The organism is Candidatus Bathyarchaeota archaeon, from assembly GCA_026014735.1.
Lineage (GTDB): Archaea > Thermoproteota > Bathyarchaeia > Bathyarchaeales > Bathycorpusculaceae > Bathycorpusculum.
On record JAOZHT010000003.1, the window covers coordinates 199,293 to 213,864 of the forward strand.

Annotated in this window: 19 protein-coding genes; 14 read left to right on the plus strand and 5 right to left on the minus strand. The window is 50.1% G+C overall.

Features of this window, described 5'->3' with window-relative positions; translation table 11 throughout:
- Positions 1-2: 2 nt before the first annotated feature.
- On the minus strand, positions 3-167 hold the full coding sequence (locus NWE93_11350) for a hypothetical protein (protein ID MCW4000825.1): 165 nt from the start codon (positions 165-167) through the stop codon (positions 3-5).
- 15 nt (positions 168-182) lie between these two features.
- Positions 183-329 carry a ribbon-helix-helix domain-containing protein gene (locus tag NWE93_11355; protein ID MCW4000826.1) on the minus strand — a complete coding sequence of 49 codons (147 nt, stop codon included), beginning with the start codon at positions 327-329 and terminating at the stop codon, positions 183-185.
- Positions 330-448: 119 nt separating this feature from the next.
- Here NWE93_11355 and NWE93_11360 point away from each other — a divergent pair, with 119 nt between their 5' ends.
- A complete protein-coding gene (locus NWE93_11360; GenBank protein MCW4000827.1) occupies positions 449-1,123 on the plus strand; it encodes a hypothetical protein in 675 nt (224 codons plus the stop codon).
- On the opposite strand, the gene NWE93_11365 is transcribed toward NWE93_11360, so the two are convergent.
- Positions 1,124-2,230: a hypothetical protein gene (locus NWE93_11365; protein ID MCW4000828.1), complete on the minus strand. Its 1,107-nt coding sequence runs from the start codon at positions 2,228-2,230 to the stop codon at positions 1,124-1,126.
- Positions 2,231-2,350: 120 nt separating this feature from the next.
- On the opposite strand from NWE93_11365, the gene NWE93_11370 reads away from it, so the two are divergent.
- Entirely contained in the window at positions 2,351-3,043 is a 693-nt protein-coding gene (locus NWE93_11370) for a hypothetical protein (GenBank protein MCW4000829.1), read from the plus strand.
- Positions 3,044-3,079: 36 nt separating this feature from the next.
- Positions 3,080-3,724 carry a Type 1 glutamine amidotransferase-like domain-containing protein gene (locus tag NWE93_11375; GenBank protein ID MCW4000830.1) on the plus strand — a complete coding sequence of 215 codons (645 nt, stop codon included), beginning with the start codon at positions 3,080-3,082 and terminating at the stop codon, positions 3,722-3,724.
- Here NWE93_11375 and NWE93_11380 read toward each other — a convergent pair.
- Together NWE93_11380 and NWE93_11385 are read right to left on the minus strand one after the other, a co-directional pair.
- Positions 3,700-4,470 carry a hypothetical protein gene (locus NWE93_11380; protein ID MCW4000831.1) on the minus strand — a complete coding sequence of 257 codons (771 nt, stop codon included), beginning with the start codon at positions 4,468-4,470 and terminating at the stop codon, positions 3,700-3,702. The genes NWE93_11375 and NWE93_11380 overlap by 25 nt on opposite strands.
- A 56-nt stretch (positions 4,471-4,526) precedes the next feature.
- Positions 4,527-4,760 carry a hypothetical protein gene (locus NWE93_11385; protein MCW4000832.1) on the minus strand — a complete coding sequence of 78 codons (234 nt, stop codon included), beginning with the start codon at positions 4,758-4,760 and terminating at the stop codon, positions 4,527-4,529.
- A 126-nt stretch (positions 4,761-4,886) separates the two neighbouring features.
- Between NWE93_11385 and NWE93_11390 the strand changes: the two genes are divergently transcribed.
- The 11 genes from NWE93_11390 (at position 4,887) to NWE93_11440 (ending at position 14,572) form a co-directional block, all read left to right on the plus strand.
- Complete coding sequence (locus NWE93_11390) at positions 4,887-5,843, plus strand: hypothetical protein (GenBank protein ID MCW4000833.1); 957 nt, start codon at positions 4,887-4,889, stop codon at positions 5,841-5,843.
- A gap of 196 nt (positions 5,844-6,039) precedes the next feature.
- Entirely contained in the window at positions 6,040-6,606 is a 567-nt protein-coding gene (locus tag NWE93_11395; protein ID MCW4000834.1) for a 4Fe-4S dicluster domain-containing protein, read from the plus strand.
- The gene (locus NWE93_11400; GenBank protein MCW4000835.1) at positions 6,593-7,486 is read left to right on the plus strand and encodes a CoB--CoM heterodisulfide reductase iron-sulfur subunit B family protein; all 894 of its coding nucleotides are present in this window, start codon (positions 6,593-6,595) and stop codon (positions 7,484-7,486) included. Before NWE93_11395 ends, NWE93_11400 begins: the two co-directional genes overlap by 14 nt.
- Positions 7,483-8,472: an oxidoreductase gene (locus NWE93_11405; GenBank protein ID MCW4000836.1), complete on the plus strand. Its 990-nt coding sequence runs from the start codon at positions 7,483-7,485 to the stop codon at positions 8,470-8,472. Before NWE93_11400 ends, NWE93_11405 begins: the two co-directional genes overlap by 4 nt.
- Complete coding sequence (locus tag NWE93_11410) at positions 8,469-9,920, plus strand: Ni/Fe hydrogenase subunit alpha (GenBank protein MCW4000837.1); 1,452 nt, start codon at positions 8,469-8,471, stop codon at positions 9,918-9,920. Before NWE93_11405 ends, NWE93_11410 begins: the two co-directional genes overlap by 4 nt.
- Positions 9,921-10,001: 81 nt before the next feature.
- Complete coding sequence (locus NWE93_11415; protein ID MCW4000838.1) at positions 10,002-11,096, plus strand: ATP-binding protein; 1,095 nt, start codon at positions 10,002-10,004, stop codon at positions 11,094-11,096.
- A 328-nt stretch (positions 11,097-11,424) separates the two neighbouring features.
- Entirely contained in the window at positions 11,425-11,751 is a 327-nt protein-coding gene (locus NWE93_11420) for a hypothetical protein (GenBank protein MCW4000839.1), read from the plus strand.
- 242 nt (positions 11,752-11,993) lie between these two features.
- On the plus strand, positions 11,994-12,305 hold the full coding sequence (locus tag NWE93_11425; GenBank protein MCW4000840.1) for a pyrimidine dimer DNA glycosylase/endonuclease V: 312 nt from the start codon (positions 11,994-11,996) through the stop codon (positions 12,303-12,305).
- Positions 12,306-12,417: 112 nt separating this feature from the next.
- Complete coding sequence (locus tag NWE93_11430) at positions 12,418-13,167, plus strand: ECF transporter S component (GenBank protein MCW4000841.1); 750 nt, start codon at positions 12,418-12,420, stop codon at positions 13,165-13,167.
- Positions 13,164-14,096 (plus strand): hypothetical protein, encoded by a 933-nt coding sequence (locus NWE93_11435; GenBank protein MCW4000842.1) that lies wholly within the window; start codon positions 13,164-13,166, stop codon positions 14,094-14,096. The genes NWE93_11430 and NWE93_11435 overlap by 4 nt, the downstream gene beginning before the upstream one ends.
- Complete coding sequence (locus NWE93_11440; GenBank protein ID MCW4000843.1) at positions 14,093-14,572, plus strand: phosphopantetheine adenylyltransferase; 480 nt, start codon at positions 14,093-14,095, stop codon at positions 14,570-14,572. Before NWE93_11435 ends, NWE93_11440 begins: the two co-directional genes overlap by 4 nt.

Genomic DNA, 14,572 nt, shown 5'->3' on the forward strand with positions numbered 1-14,572 from the left:
TGTTATGAAAGCGCTGTTATTGCTTGCTGCAGAGTGGTTTTAAGTTCCGCTATGATGGTGAGTTGTTGTTCGTGGGTGCTGGGGGCAGCGTCGGTTGCTCTGGGTTGCTGCTGTTTGGGCTGTGAGGTTTTTTTTCCGAAGTTATTGGAGTCTGTGTTTGGCTGCATGGGCTTCACCTCTTTTTATGGTTCCGCTAAGAAGTCGCGGATTAGAACTCTTACTGCCTCTGCCGTGGTTACATAGCCTTTCTGACGTGCTTTGTCTTCGAGGGGCTGTTTCCATTCTATCGGAATCTTGATTTGGAGGAGATTTAAGTTACTGTTACTCATTGCTTGTCACTGTGAAACCTTCGGTTTTTTTGTTAATGCTAAAACAATACGCTTTTATGGGGGTCACCGTTTAATAATGTGGAAAAATATTTCCATAATAATTTCCTGAGGTTAAATGGTTGAGGAAGCGTGGACGGAAACCTAAAGCGGCTGTCAAACCAAGAAGCCAAATTGACCGTTTAAAGTATCTTAGGCAAACTAATGCTTTAGGTAAGTCGATTGAGGAATTAAAAGATTTGATTGCAGAAGTGCAGAGAATATCGAGTAGCCCTCCTGATGATTTTGCGGAGATGATTACAGAAGACCATAAACGGATAATTGAGGATGTGGTTTATCCAGCGGTTACACGTGGAGTTAACCTAATAGGTATAACTCGTGCTCGTGAACCCGTTGAGTTTGGCGCGAGTGAGGATACTGTAACTGATCTTTATGGTGTGATTGAGCGCCATCTTATAAGTCGAAGAACCTGGACAGATACATTACACAAGTTTCCACCTGAAGCAATTAGGCATGCTATTAGGCGGGCTTGGTTTTACTTGTTGGGAGATTGTGATTGGGGAACTGAATTTGAACATTTAAAAGAACATGAAAACATCGAAGATTTTATTGATGATGTGATTAATCGGAGTAATTTGAAGCGTGATTGGGATAAAGACGCATATCAGAAGGCATTATCTCACCTTGAGAGACAAGCGGAAGAACTGGGGTTTGTGATTGTTGATCGTAGAGAGGCTGAGATGTTGCAGGCTTTAAAGGTGCAGCGCTTCAAGACTCAATCATCAGTGATTGCGTAGTCAACTCTGTTTAAGTTGGGTTTCCAGCGCTTCAACCTTCCTCAATAATGCTTCCAGTGTTGGTTTCGCTGCCTCCAACGTATTCAGCCGTGCTTGCAACTCCTCAAGTTTGCGGTCTTTCTGTTCCCGGTCCAAAATCAACTTCTTAACGGTTTTACTGCTAACGGCGGCTCCAATGTTTAAGTAAAGTTCATAGGCTTGCGGGTAACGTTCCTCAATCTCCAGCATCAACGATTGCAGATAAGTGCTATCGCTGACAGGTATTGTTTTGCCAACGATGTATTTGATTTGAAACTCGTTTAAGCCGGCCCTGCTCAGGGTAGACATGACCCAGCCCCGTATCTTATGCCAATGCACCCGTCCAGTCGTGACAATTCGGGCTTCCCCGGCGATGCGTTTTAGATACTTGTTAATTGATGTCGTGCGTATGTCAAAGATGTTGCTGATTTGGTTACATGCTTCTTTACCTGTTCGTCTGCGGAGTCTTTTACCCTCTGTTTCATCTAAATATTTGCCGACCCACTGGATAGCCAGGGGGTTTAATACGCCGAGTCTGGGGGCGCCAGTTTTCTGCCTAAACGTCTTGAAATAGTAGTATTCTCTTTTTTCGCTTCTGGCTTTAGCGATGAGGCTCTTCATAAATTCGCGTTCGAGCTCCAATGTTGCGCCTATTTCCCAGCCGAGGCTGGTTCCGAGTGCAAGTAATGCTTTGCCTTTGGTGTCCGCGGCGTTAAACATTCTTGTGAAGTCGTCGGTGGTGAATTCGTGGCTGGTGGTGTCGGGCTGGATTTTTTTGCGTTTATGCTGCCAGTTTATTGGTTGATCCAGATAGGTTAGGAAGCTGCTGAGTGCTGTTAGGACGCCGCATGCGGTGTTGTCGGGGCCTGTGAATGTGTTTTGGTAGATGAGGGCGAGGTGTCGTTTGTCTTTGTTTGGTTTGGATAGGTAGGTTTCTATGGGGTGGTCTGAGGACTGGTTTTTCTTTTTCAGGTAGTCTGTGTACCAGTTGAAGAATCTGCTTATGGCGTACCAGTAGATTCGTTTGGTTGATTCTCTGCGGCATTCTTCTAACCATTCAGCGATTTGGGGATGGTTTGTTAGTTCCATTTTACCTCTCTCACCTCTGTCGGTTTAAATAACTCGACTTTTCACGAAAAAGTAGTACGTTTGCTTACAAATACAGTTAAAAACACAAACATCCCCTTCCTAGCATAAGTGGTATCTACCTTGAAGCGTGCCCTAACAGTTACAGCGGTTCTCGCCCTAACCGTAATCGTCGTCGGCTGCTTTGCCGCACAGCTCTACCAGCAACGCAACTTCCACTTCACCCTCACGCCCTCAGATGGGCACCTCGAAGTCTCCAGCTTAAACGGCGTCAAAGCCGTAGGCATAAACCAGTTTATCCTCCTAGGCGCCACACCTACATTCAGCTTAGCGTCCCCCCAAAGCAGCCAAACAGTCCTTGCAAACCAAACCCGCAGCCAAATCTTAGGCTACATTAACCAAAACCCCGGCGTGCAGTTCCGGGCGGTCTGCGCGGGGCTCTGTTTGCCGGTGGGGCTGGCGGAGTATCATTTGGGTGTGCTGGTGAGGTCGGGGCTGGTTTCTTTTATGCGGGATGGACGCTACAAGCGGTTCTTTGTGTCGGGGCGCTTTAGTAAGCGGGATATGGCTATGATTTGTCTGCTGAGGCATAGGACGGCCCGTAGGGTTTTTGAGGCGCTGCTGGGGAAGAGGCGGCTGTCACATTGCAAGCTGGCATGCGAAGTCGCGGTTTCCTCTCAGGCGCTGACGTGGCAGATGAAGTCGCTTCGTTCATCGCAATTTGTGCTGCAGGCAAACGAGGGCATCCGCACCGTCTACTACCTCGACGATGAGTATCTGCCGACGCTGCAGAAGTGTCTGGCGATTGTGCAGTAGCGTCCAGCTTTTAAGTCGTGGCGCCTCTTTGTGGGTATGCCCAAGCTGTATCTTTTAGGCGGAGAAAACGTTTACCGCAGAAGCGCCAAAGCCATCAACGATCAAGCCTTCAGCGACGCGGGTGGGCGCCCGCGGGTTCTGGTGGTTCCTTGGGCGCGGCCATCCTTTGATAAGCCCTACCAGAAACGCAAGCTACTAACTGACTACTTCGCTTCCCTGGGCGCCTCCACGGTTGATTTTGCCGAGTACGAGGCGATGGCTGATGTGGCAGAGAAAATAGCGGCGGCTGACCTGCTGTATTTGACGGGTGGACAAGCCAGCATCCTCATCGAACGAGCCAAAAAGATGGGGCTTGATGGGCTACTAAGGAGCTTTGACGGCGTCATTGTGGGGCGAAGTGCAGGTGCGCTGGCGCTTTGCAGGCGATGCGTAACCACAGTCCGAAACAACGGCAGAGTCCGCGTCGTAGACGGCTTAGGCCTAGCCGACATCACCTTAAAGGCGCATTACCACTCAGAAAAAGATGAGGCGCTCAAACGGTTTTCGAGGGAAACGCCGATTTTTGCGGTGCCCTCCAACTCAGCACTCCTCTGGGATGAGGGGGAGATGTCTGCTTTAGGCGAGGTCTACGTTTTTTCGGGCGGCGAACGCTTATCCTACGAGAAGTATCGTTTAACGTAGATTTTAGAGCGGACAATATAGGGTGTAAACGCAACGGTGAGCAAGGTGCCTAAGGTGGCGAGCACGATGATGTCGCCGAAGACCCAGCCGAAGAGAACTGTGCCAAACGCCTCCAGCGGAATGTTGCCAAACGCCGCCAAAGCCCCGACGCCAAAGATGCCTGAGGTGAGCGCCGCGACGAATACGCCGATGGGCAGCCAAGTAAGCCAGGTTCTGCGGTCCTCCACAAACCCCTGAAGCAGCACCAAAAACAAGGCAGCGCCAAAGCTTGCGATGAACGCCCAAGTGTAGGAGTAGACCAATGCAAAGGCAGACGCGGCCAAAACAACTGCCAACAACAGATTAATCCCGTAGGTAACCTTCGGCTTTTTGAAGTCCAAAACAGGCCTAGTTTTGAGCGAGCGATAAATCAGCAGCGGCACAAAGCCCTCAAAGAAATCCGCCAGCGACCAAACCAAAACAAACCCCAACGTGTACCCCGGAGCCCCCAGCGCCATCAAATACACGCCTAAAAACACGCAGCTGAGGTAGCCGGCAAGGCAGCCCCAGACTCCGAACCAAAGCGCGAGTGGCACGTAGACTGCGGCGGAGATGTAGAGTCCTGAGACACCTGGGACTGCGACGCCGTCTGAACCCACGGGCGCCGTGATAACTGCCCAAATCGCCAGGACTGTGCAGATTGCTGTGGAAACTGCAAAGACGACTGGTTGCCTCCAGGTGATTCCGCCGAATTTGCGTTTAGCCATACAGGGCAGATTGAGGCGGCTTGGCGATATAAAAGTTAAGGTTCAAGCGATGCCGTTTAGGCTGGGGCGGCTTTTCTTTTGAGCGCCGCTAAGATGATGCCTGCAAGCGTCAACGCCAAATAAGCCACGCCTAAAACCGATAGGGTCAAGCGGACGGTGGGGTCAGAATGCAGTACGGCTGTGGTGGGTAATCCCGCGAGGTAGGCTGCTAAAAACAAGCCGACGAAAACGGCGCCGACTCCCTGTGTGGCGTAGAGGAAAACGGTTACGGGTTGGCTGCTTATTTTCATTTGTGGTCTCCTATGTAATACTGGCGCGGTTTAGGTATTTAACGCTAACCAAACCAAAGCCCGCTGGAACCGCAAATATAATATAGGAACTTAGCCGAGAGTAGTACAGCGCACTTGGTTGATTTTATGACAGAACAGAAGTCACTTACTCCGCTGAGGGTCGGCTTGCTCGCCGCCGCAGCATCCTATTTCATTTTCACTTTCCATGCTATGTTTACTTTGTCATGGATTGGCGAGTGGGAATCATCCGGGGGATACTTTGGGTTTGTATTATTAGTGGAGGATATCTCCGCTACCATTGGGCTGGTTTTCAGGTTTATCGCAAGCATCATCGCCCTAGTCGCTGTAATTATGTATCTTTACAAGAAGATTCCCCAGTCCAAAGCCATAAAAATGCTACAAGTAATTGTGGTTTTCGAGGGCATCTACTGGCTGGGGCTCATCGCCACCGCAGGCTTTAACACCATCTTCTTTGGCTCAATCCTTAGCCGCGGAGGCTCATTAGCAGCGGTGCTTGACTCATTGCTGCTAAGCGTTATCCCAACCGTATTCGAATCCATAATCCTGCCAATCTCCCTATTCATCTTCGCTTACAAACTCAGCCCCAAAAAACCCCTGCGTGGCGCCATAAAATGGGGTGCAATCACCGGCGCTCTTTACGTGCTTGTTTTCTGGATGATTAATAGTAGCATCTGGATAGGCGTGGTTGAGGCAAAAGGCACCGAATATTTAACGGCGTACCCTGAACATCTGGTGAGCTTTGCCACTACAACGATAGGGTTGGCTATGCTGTCAGTTGCCGCCATTTACTTCGCCAAAAAAGCCAGCGCAAAAAACAGCCTAGACGAACTCGGCCCCAAGGCAGTGGGCAGCATTGTGTTGGCGCTGGGCGCGTATTTCCTCTGGAACTATCTAAGCTGGGTTATTTTTGCAGGCGCCACATGGAATGACTGGTACGCGTGGTTTCTGGGGCATAACATGGATTTGTGGTTGCTGGTGCTGCCGCTGGTTGGTTTGCCCCTGCTTTTCCATGCTAAGCCGCCTCGGCAGGCAGCGGGTGAGCGGCAACAAACAGCCACCTAAGTAATGCGTATTTAGACAGGCACACAGCTCATTACATGTCTGCCTGTGCACTCTTGCCTCGTTCGATGGATAAAGTGGACAAAAAAACCGAATCTGCCGTTTCATCATGGAAGAATCAACTTCCTGTGCTCAAACTTTATCTATTCGACAAACCCATTCAACTGCTGTTCCAGCTAACCCAAAGGAGTTAACGTTTATGAGTCAAGAAGCCCCCCCAACTCCACAGAGCCAGGAGCACCCAATCAAAGCTTCTGAAATCGACCCAAAATTCAAGTATGAACTCCAAAAAATCCACGGCGCCGAAAAAATCCTCAAATGCTTCCAATGCGGCACCTGCACAAGCGACTGCCCCGTCGCCCGATTCAGCGACTCCTACCGGCCCCGCACACTCATCCACATGGCGCAGCTGGGCCTCAAAGACCGCGTCCTCAACAGCGACACCCTTTGGCTCTGCGCCGCATGCTTCACCTGCACCGACCGCTGCCCCCAAGACGTCGAAGTAGCCGCGGTGATCCGTGTCTTCCGCAACCTCGCCGCTGAAAAAGGCTGCATACCCCAGGTTTTTAAGGATCAAGCCCAAAGCCTGATAGAAACGGGTTACGCCTACAAAATCCCCGATTTACGCGTCAAGAAGCGGGAATCTTTGGGGTTGCCGCCTCTGCCCAGAGGCAACGCGGAAGCCGCCAAAAAAATGCTTAAAGGCATAAAATTCTTTAGCTGCATCCAGCAGCCGCAAGGAGAATCCGGCGATGTCAAGCAATAAATGGCTGATTTATCTAGGCTGCGCAGTGCCCTACCGCGTTGCATCCTACGAGATCAGCGCACGCAAAATCCTCGCTAAACTGGGCGTGGAACTTATTGAGATGCCCGAGTTTAACTGCTGCGGGTTGCCCTTTGATCCTGTGAGCCACGAAACCATGCTTATTATGGCTGCTAAGAACCTTGCAGTTGCAGAGCAGCAGGGCTTAAACATCCTAACGCTTTGCCCCGGCTGCGCGGGCACCTTAAAGAAAGTTAACAAAATCCTAAAAGAAGACAAAGCACAGCGCGAGCAAATCAACGCTCACCTCAAAGAGGCGGGTCTCGAGTTCAAGGGCATCATCGAAACCAAGCATCTGCTCCAGTTCCTCAAAGAAGACATAGGTATAGATAAAGTCAAAGCCGCCGTCACCAACCCCCTGACTGGACTAAACGTGGCGGAACACAACGGCTGCCACATCCTGCGTCCCAAAGAATACATAGGCTTTGATGACCCCGAAGACCCCCAGACACTCAAGATGCTCATTGAAGCCACAGGCGCCACCTGCCTTGACTACATCGACGAAACCGAATGCTGCGGAGCCCCCAGCGTAGGCGTAAGCGACAAAGTAGCGTTGGCGTTGGCGCGTGATAAGCTCAGCCACATAAAAATGGTTGAAGCTCAAGCTTTAATCACGATTTGCCCGTTCTGCCACATAATGTACGATACAAACGAGCTACGCATAGAGAAAACTTTTAACGAAGTCTATGGCATTCCCATTTTGCATTATCCGCAACTACTCGGATTAGCCATGGGCATGAGTCCTGATGAATTAGCCTTTGGCGACCTTCGAGTAAATGCACAGAAGATAAAGCAATATGCGCAAGGAGCAAGCAAACCATGAGTAAAAGCAAGCTGAAAATAGCCTTCTACTGGGCTGCAAGCTGCGGCGGCTGCGAAATCGCCGTCTTAGACATAAACGAGAAAATCCTTGATGTAGCCAACTTAGCTGATATCGTGTTTTGGCCAGTTGCACTCGACGTTAAATACAAAGACGTTGAAGCCATGGCTGACAAGTACATTGACATCACCTTCTTTAACGGCTCTGTACGCAACAGCGAACAGGAGCATATGGCAAAGCTGCTGCGGCAGAAATCCAAGACGCTGGTGGCGTTTGGCTCCTGTGCACACGAGGGATGTATCCCCGGGTTAGCTAACTTAACTGATAAACAGGGCGTTTTTGAGCAGGTTTACCTCAAAGATACCTCCAACGTTAACCCCGATGCAACCGTACCTAAAGCCGAAAGTAAAGTTAAAGAAGGCACCCTTAAAATCCCCGAGTTCTACGACACCGTCAAAACCCTCAACCAAACCGTAGAAGTCGACTACTACCTCCCCGGCTGCCCCCCGCCAGTTAAGCTGATTGCAGCAGCCATCGATGCCATCGCAAGCGGCAACCTCCCCGCGAAAGGCTCCGTGCTGGCGCCGCCTAAAGCAGTCTGCGATGAATGCCCCCGCAAACGCGATAACAAAAAAATCGACAAAATTTACCGTGTATACGAGAAAACCCCCGACCCAGACGTGTGCCTTCTTGAACAGGGCATTCTTTGTATGGGTCCAGCAACCCGAAGCGGCTGTGGCGCGCAGTGCCTAAAAGTTGATATGCCCTGTACTGGCTGCGGCGCAAAAGCCCCCAACGTACCCGAGCAGGGTGCAGCCATGATTTCGGCTTTAGCTTCGATTTTGGGTTATGACGGCGTGGAAGGTAAAGAGAAATATACGGAGAAAGAGATTGAGGAGTTAATCAGCCAAATTAAGGATCCGGCTGGAACATTCTACATGTATAGTTTGCCTGCTTCGCTTCTGAAACGTAAGGTGATTAAGAAATGAAGGAAATCATAATTGACCCCATAACAAGGCTTGAAGGACACGGTAACGTCTCGATTTTCCTCGACGCAAAAGGTGAAGTCGCCAATGCCTACCTTAAAATCCCTGAGCTGCGTGGCTTTGAAAAATTCTGTATAGGCCGAAGAGCAGAGCTTATGCCCCAGCTTACCTCGCGTATCTGCGGTGTCTGCCCCGTGGCGCATCACTTCGCCGCAGCCAAAGCCCTCGACGTAGCCTTCAACGTGGAACCGCCATCAGCGGCAAAGAAGCTCCGTGAACTGATGTACGCCGCATACATAATCTACGATCACACCCTGCACTTCTATTATCTGGGCGGCCCCGACTTCATCGTAGGCATCGATGCTCCCCCAGAAAAACGCAACATCCTAGGCGTCATCGAGAAAGCCGGCATGGACGTAGCCAAAGACGTCATAAAGCACCGTGCCTATGGACAGAAAATCACAGAGATAATCGGCGGCAAAGCAACCCATCCCGTCTGCGGATTACCCGGCGGCATGTCTAAGGCACTTAGCGAGGAGAACCGCGCTGAAATCGAGAAGATGGCGGTTTCCTGCCGCGACTTTGCCCAGTTCACCCTTAAACTCTTCCATGACCTCGTGTTAAACAACGCAAAATACGTGGGTTTAATCAAGAGTCAAGCCTACTGCATGCCAACCTACTACATGGGCACCGTGGATGAGAACAACAAAGTTAACTTCTACGACGGCAAAGTCCGAGTTGTCGACCCCAAGGGCGCTGAATTCGCCAGGTTTGACGCTCAAGACTATTTGGGCTACGTCGGCGAACACGTGGAAGAGTGGACGTATAGCAAATTCCCTTTCCTGAAAGCAGTCGGCTGGAAAGGCTTAGCCTCAGGCGCAGATAGCGGTATCTACCGCGTTGGTCCACTGGGCAGAATCAACGCTTCAGATGGCATGGCTACTCCGCTGGCTCAAGCCGAATACATGGAAATGAAGAAGATGCTGGGTAAACCCGTCCATAACACTTTGGCTTTCCACTGGGCCAGACTCATCGAGCTCATGTACGCCACCGAACGCGCTATGGAGCTGGTGAAGGATCCTGAAATCACAAGCACCAACGTCCGCGGCAAACCAGGCGAGCCCACCGAGGGCGTCGGCATCGTGGAAGCAGCACGCGGCACCCTTATCCACCACTACACTCTTGACAAGGACGCACTGATAAAAGACGTCAACCTGGTCGTTGCAACCACCAACAACTACCCCGCCATCTGCATGAGCATCCGCGACGCCGCCAAAGGCTTAATCCATAACGGTAAGGTTGATCAGGGAATTCTCAACATGGTTGAGATGGCTTTCCGCGCCTATGACCCTTGCTTTGGCTGTGCTACCCACGCGGCTGTGGGGCAGATGCCTTTGACAGTGGAAGTCTATGATGCAGACAAGCAGCTTGTTGATTCCGTCAGCCGATAACTCGGCTTTTTCTTTTTTATTTTTTTGCTTTAGGAAAAATATTTAGGTATACCCACCTATACTTAGTATGGGTACCCATACTTGTTCTTTGACCCACGTCCCAAAATCAAAAAAGAAGACCTATACGGCAGAAACCAAGAACTAGCTCAGTTCCAAAACGCCATAACGTATGCCCCTCTTATCGTAATCACGGGGTTACGTCGAACTGGAAAGACCTCTTTCCTAAATGTTGCCATGGCTGAATCAAAACAGCCCTATACCATCATGGACCTGCGCGGACTACCCTATAACCCCTCAAACGCTGATATTGTCCGAAGACTAGAAACTGCCTTTAACAGAGTTGATAAGCAGTGGTTATCAGGCTTAACCGGCGCCCTAAAACATCTAAGAGGCATTTCAATAATGGGCAACGAAATCACCTTTGGCTGGGGAAAAACAGGTGTGGATTTGCCAGAGTTTTTCAGCAAAATCAACGATTGGACAGCCAACGAGAACAAACATTTCTTGGTGGCTTTTGACGAAATACAAATCGTTCGAGGAGACAAGTGGATTCCCCAGCTTTTTGCTCATGTCGCAGACTCCTATCGCAACATCACTTTAGTGCTAACAGGCTCGGAATGTGGTCTTATGTTTGATTTTCTGGGCTTTGACAACCCCAATGCACCTCTATATGGACGGGATTACGTTCAAATCCAGATGAACAATTTTTCTGAGCCGCAATCAAGGACTTTCTTAGAATCCGGTTTTCAGCAGATAAACATCTCTTGCTCCCCAGAAGTGATAAACTATGCATTAGCGAACCTTGACGGCATCGCTGGCTGGCTAACACTGTTTGGGTCCAGGTGCCTGACTAAACAAGCCAGTTCCAAGGAAATCGTCGATGAGGTGGTTTCGGAGGCGGGACGGCTGGCCAGGGCGGAAGCTCTTAAACTTACCTTGATGTCTAGGCGATATGGGGTGGCGCTGAATTTTTTGGCAGGCACCAAGGCTGCGGGGTGGGGTCAAGTTAAGTCGGCTCTGGAAGCTAAAGAGGGGCATTCGTTGACAGGTTCGATGGTTTCTAAGCTATTGAATGCGCTTGTTAAGTCAGGGTTTGCTGTGAAGGCTGAAGATAAATATGCTGTTGCTGACCCGCTTCTTGTGCGGGGCATCAGAGACGAGCCGCTTCCAGAGTAGGTATACCCACCTATACTTAGTATAGGTACCTATACCTGTTAACAGGTAACGCCACCACACACCAGACACAAAACAACCGACCAGTAAACCCGCCAAATCCACAGCACACAAACAACCCGCGCTTGGATCCCTCTGCACATGCACAGCCCCCAAAACGAAAACCTCCGCAAACGCATACCCTATAAATAAGGGGGGATAGAAAAAAAATGCAGCTGAGTACATCGATAACCCCGCAATTTTACATCATAAATTTCCTGTACTAGCCGACTTTGAGGCACACCTATAAAAGAGTGAAAAACAATCATTGCCTACAATAAGCGGAATAAACATGACCGAACAACCAAACGAGCAAAACCCCCAAACTCAAAAACTTTTAATCGATGACCCCGAGAAATTCCAGTTCCACGCCGCATACCTTGTCTATGAAGAAGCTTTCGATAAGGCACGCGACAACCAAGCAAAAATAGAATTAAACCGTAACATTCAAGATTTATCCGAGAACAAAATCGGCCCCGAAACCTTCTACATGAATGTGTCACGTTTCCGAAAAGTGGATGTTCCACGGCAAGAACGCTTCTCGATGCAGACCCAGCGCAAGAAGGATTGGCGCAAAAAAGAGCAAAGACAAGACAGAATTAAGCGGCACAAGAAATAGGCACGCTGCTTCATTCTCTTATTTCCTGTGCATTAAAATCTGGTGCTAGCTGGTTTTCCGTTAGTTGATGTTGTTGCGGGAAACCTGCTTTATTCAACAACAACCCGAGGATAGAGTAAAGCAAGCTTTTCGGAAAAGGGCGTTTTGGCGCATCGCAGATTGGTTGTGCAATCTGAGAGAAGCTGAACAGGCAAATTTGGTCTCTGTTGAAGGGTGCTTTGACCCTTAAAGGTGGGATATGTATGGTTAGAATATGGTGTGTTCCAGTCAGCGAACTTGACCGCCAGCATCTGCTGGGCGAACACGCGGAACTCCACTGCATCGTCGGGGCACTCCAAGGCAAATACAAAGCCTATCGGCATCACCCCCAAACCTTGCGTTTCAAAGACCGCATAGAGCAGCTTTACTTTCGCCACTGCGAGCAGGTAGCGGAGATGCAGAAACGGGGCTACAGGCATAACTCGCCGCTGCCAGAGAGCACTCAGCGCTACCAGTACTCGCAGCAGGAATACTTGTGTGACCACGAGGAACTGCAGAGGCGGCAAGCAGGTTAAATTAAGGAATTACAAGCCGTAACATGTGTTTAATCGTGTTTAAACATTATAAACGGAATACTTATTTGCACCGCGTTATCTGAAGCTTAAGCTTAAGTTCAAGGGATAACGATTGAACACGCACTTCAAAACCCAAGACATCGCTGTAATCGGCATCTGCTCAGCGTTATACGCGGTTTTAGGAATTTTAACAGCAAACGTCAGCTTCTACGGCATAGGCTTTTTGCCTGCAGTAGCCGTGCCCGCCATCTTCGCCGTTCTGTATGGGCCATGGGTTGGTGGATTAAGCGGAGCCATCGGCATCTTCATCCGAGACATGTTTGTCCATGGCAACGCAGCTTTAAGCCTAGTTGCAGGAGTGCCCGCAAACTTCTTGTTATTCTTCATCATTGGCTACATGAGCCACAGAAACATTAGCTTAAAACAGGCCCTCGCTGGAATAGCTGTGGCTGCAGTGGGTCTACTGGTACCAACGTTGGTGTTTCTACCCGACTTTGAAGCCCTCACAGGCTTACCGTCACAGTTTATCCTACTCACCTTCGGCTTAACAATCGTTGCAAGTTTATCTATAATTGCCCTGGTCTCTATCCGATGGAAAGAATGGAGAAGCTACGCCATAGGTGCAGTGCTTGGGCAAATCGTTGGCGCCGGCTTGGTCGCAGTCACCGTGTGGCTAGTCAGCCCCCTATTCCTCGGATACTTCGGCGTGCCCTTCGCGGCATCGCTGGTTTTACCCCTCTTTGTCTGGACCTTTGCAACTGAAGTGCCCTTCATCCTACTTGTCGGACCACCCATCATAAAAGTCTGCTACAGAGCCTTCCCAAGCTTAAGACGCAACCAAAGCTCAAGGGACAAACCGTGAGAAAGACTGCTAAGGCCTTCGCCCCCGGTGCCATCTCTAGCTTTTTTGAAATCCGCGATACCCAAAACGGCAAACCCATAATAGATCAACTTAAAGTCGGCGCCATCGGCGGAGGCTTCGGACTTAGAAAAGGCGTCTACACCGCCTTAACTGTGGAGCCCGCGCAGGACACCCACATCAGCGTCACCATCAACGGCTTGTCAAGCCACGCTAAAACCACGCGGCATGTAGTCGAAGCGCTTCTTAATCGCACAGAACAAAAATACGCGGTGACGGTGGAGCATCAAATTGAGGTTCCCGTCGGTATGGGCTTTGGAACAAGCGCAGGTGGCGCATTAACCGCTGGGTTAGCCCTCAAAGAAGCCCTGGATTTGCCCTTGACTTACAATCAGGTGGGGCAAGCCGCGCATGTAGCTGAAATTCAGTGCCTCACGGGTTTAGGAACGGTAAGCTCGCTGAATTTCGGCGGTGGACTTATCCTCGTGACCCAAGCAGGGGCGCCGGGCATCTGCAAAATCGACCGAATCCCCATTCCGCCCAGCTACCAAATCGTAGTTGGCTACTACCGAGAGCGCATCTCCAAAAAATCCATCTTGGCATCACCTGAGAAAAAGCTGGAAATCAATGGGTATGGCAGAAAAGCCCTCAAAGCTATCCTTCAAAAACCCAGTCTCGCCAACTTTTTGGATTGCTGCTGGGATTTCTCGCAGAAAGCAGGCTTCGCAACCGAGGGCATCTGCAAACTAGTGGATGCAGCCAAAGCAGCGGGCGCAGTGGGTGCTGCCCAGAACATGATTGGCGAAGCAGTTCACGCCGTTGTGGATGAAGAGAGCGCTGTTGCGGTAGCAGAAGCTTTTAAGCAAACCTTGCCTTCAAATCAGGTGTTCATCACCGGAATCGATTTTCAAGGCGCAAGGCTGATAAAATGATAAAATATGGGAAAGTCGCGGTCGGCGGAACCTTCGATCAACTTCACAGAGGACACAAAGCCCTATTAGATAAAGCCTTTGAGGTCGGCGAAAAAGTCGTCATAGGCTTAACCTCCGATGAATTTGTCGCTAAAATGGCTAAACCCCACAGAACCGCCCCTTACGTTGAGCGGCTTAGAGCCCTTAAAGCCTACCTTGCAAAGAGGGGACTGGCAGAACGCGCAGAAATCGTCGCACTAAATGATCCTTTGGGTTTAACAGTTTCAGGCAAGGGCTTAGAAGCCATAGTGGTGAGTGAAGAAACAGCCAAAATTGCCCAGTCAATCAACCAAAAACGCCTTGCCGCCGGGTTGGTGCCGCTGGAGATAGTAACCGTGGCTATGGTCCCCGCCGAGAACCACACACCCATATCGACCACGCGGATTCGCAGCGGAGAAATCAACCGCAATGGACGCCTGCTAAAGCAAACAGGCTAA

Coding starts and splice junctions, on each gene's coding strand:
- NWE93_11350 (MCW4000825.1), bottom strand. CDS start 167: ATGCAGCCAAACACAGACTCCAATAACTTCGGAAAAAAAACCTCACAG.
- NWE93_11355 (MCW4000826.1), bottom strand. CDS start 329: ATGAGTAACAGTAACTTAAATCTCCTCCAAATCAAGATTCCGATAGAA.
- NWE93_11365 (MCW4000828.1), bottom strand. CDS start 2,230: ATGGAACTAACAAACCATCCCCAAATCGCTGAATGGTTAGAAGAATGC.
- NWE93_11375 (MCW4000830.1), top strand. CDS start 3,080: ATGCCCAAGCTGTATCTTTTAGGCGGAGAAAACGTTTACCGCAGAAGC.
- NWE93_11380 (MCW4000831.1), bottom strand. CDS start 4,470: ATGGCTAAACGCAAATTCGGCGGAATCACCTGGAGGCAACCAGTCGTC.
- NWE93_11385 (MCW4000832.1), bottom strand. CDS start 4,760: ATGAAAATAAGCAGCCAACCCGTAACCGTTTTCCTCTACGCCACACAG.
- NWE93_11390 (MCW4000833.1), top strand. CDS start 4,887: ATGACAGAACAGAAGTCACTTACTCCGCTGAGGGTCGGCTTGCTCGCC.
- NWE93_11395 (MCW4000834.1), top strand. CDS start 6,040: ATGAGTCAAGAAGCCCCCCCAACTCCACAGAGCCAGGAGCACCCAATC.
- NWE93_11400 (MCW4000835.1), top strand. CDS start 6,593: ATGTCAAGCAATAAATGGCTGATTTATCTAGGCTGCGCAGTGCCCTAC.
- NWE93_11405 (MCW4000836.1), top strand. CDS start 7,483: ATGAGTAAAAGCAAGCTGAAAATAGCCTTCTACTGGGCTGCAAGCTGC.
- NWE93_11410 (MCW4000837.1), top strand. CDS start 8,469: ATGAAGGAAATCATAATTGACCCCATAACAAGGCTTGAAGGACACGGT.
- NWE93_11420 (MCW4000839.1), top strand. CDS start 11,425: ATGACCGAACAACCAAACGAGCAAAACCCCCAAACTCAAAAACTTTTA.
- NWE93_11425 (MCW4000840.1), top strand. CDS start 11,994: ATGGTTAGAATATGGTGTGTTCCAGTCAGCGAACTTGACCGCCAGCAT.
- NWE93_11440 (MCW4000843.1), top strand. CDS start 14,093: ATGATAAAATATGGGAAAGTCGCGGTCGGCGGAACCTTCGATCAACTT.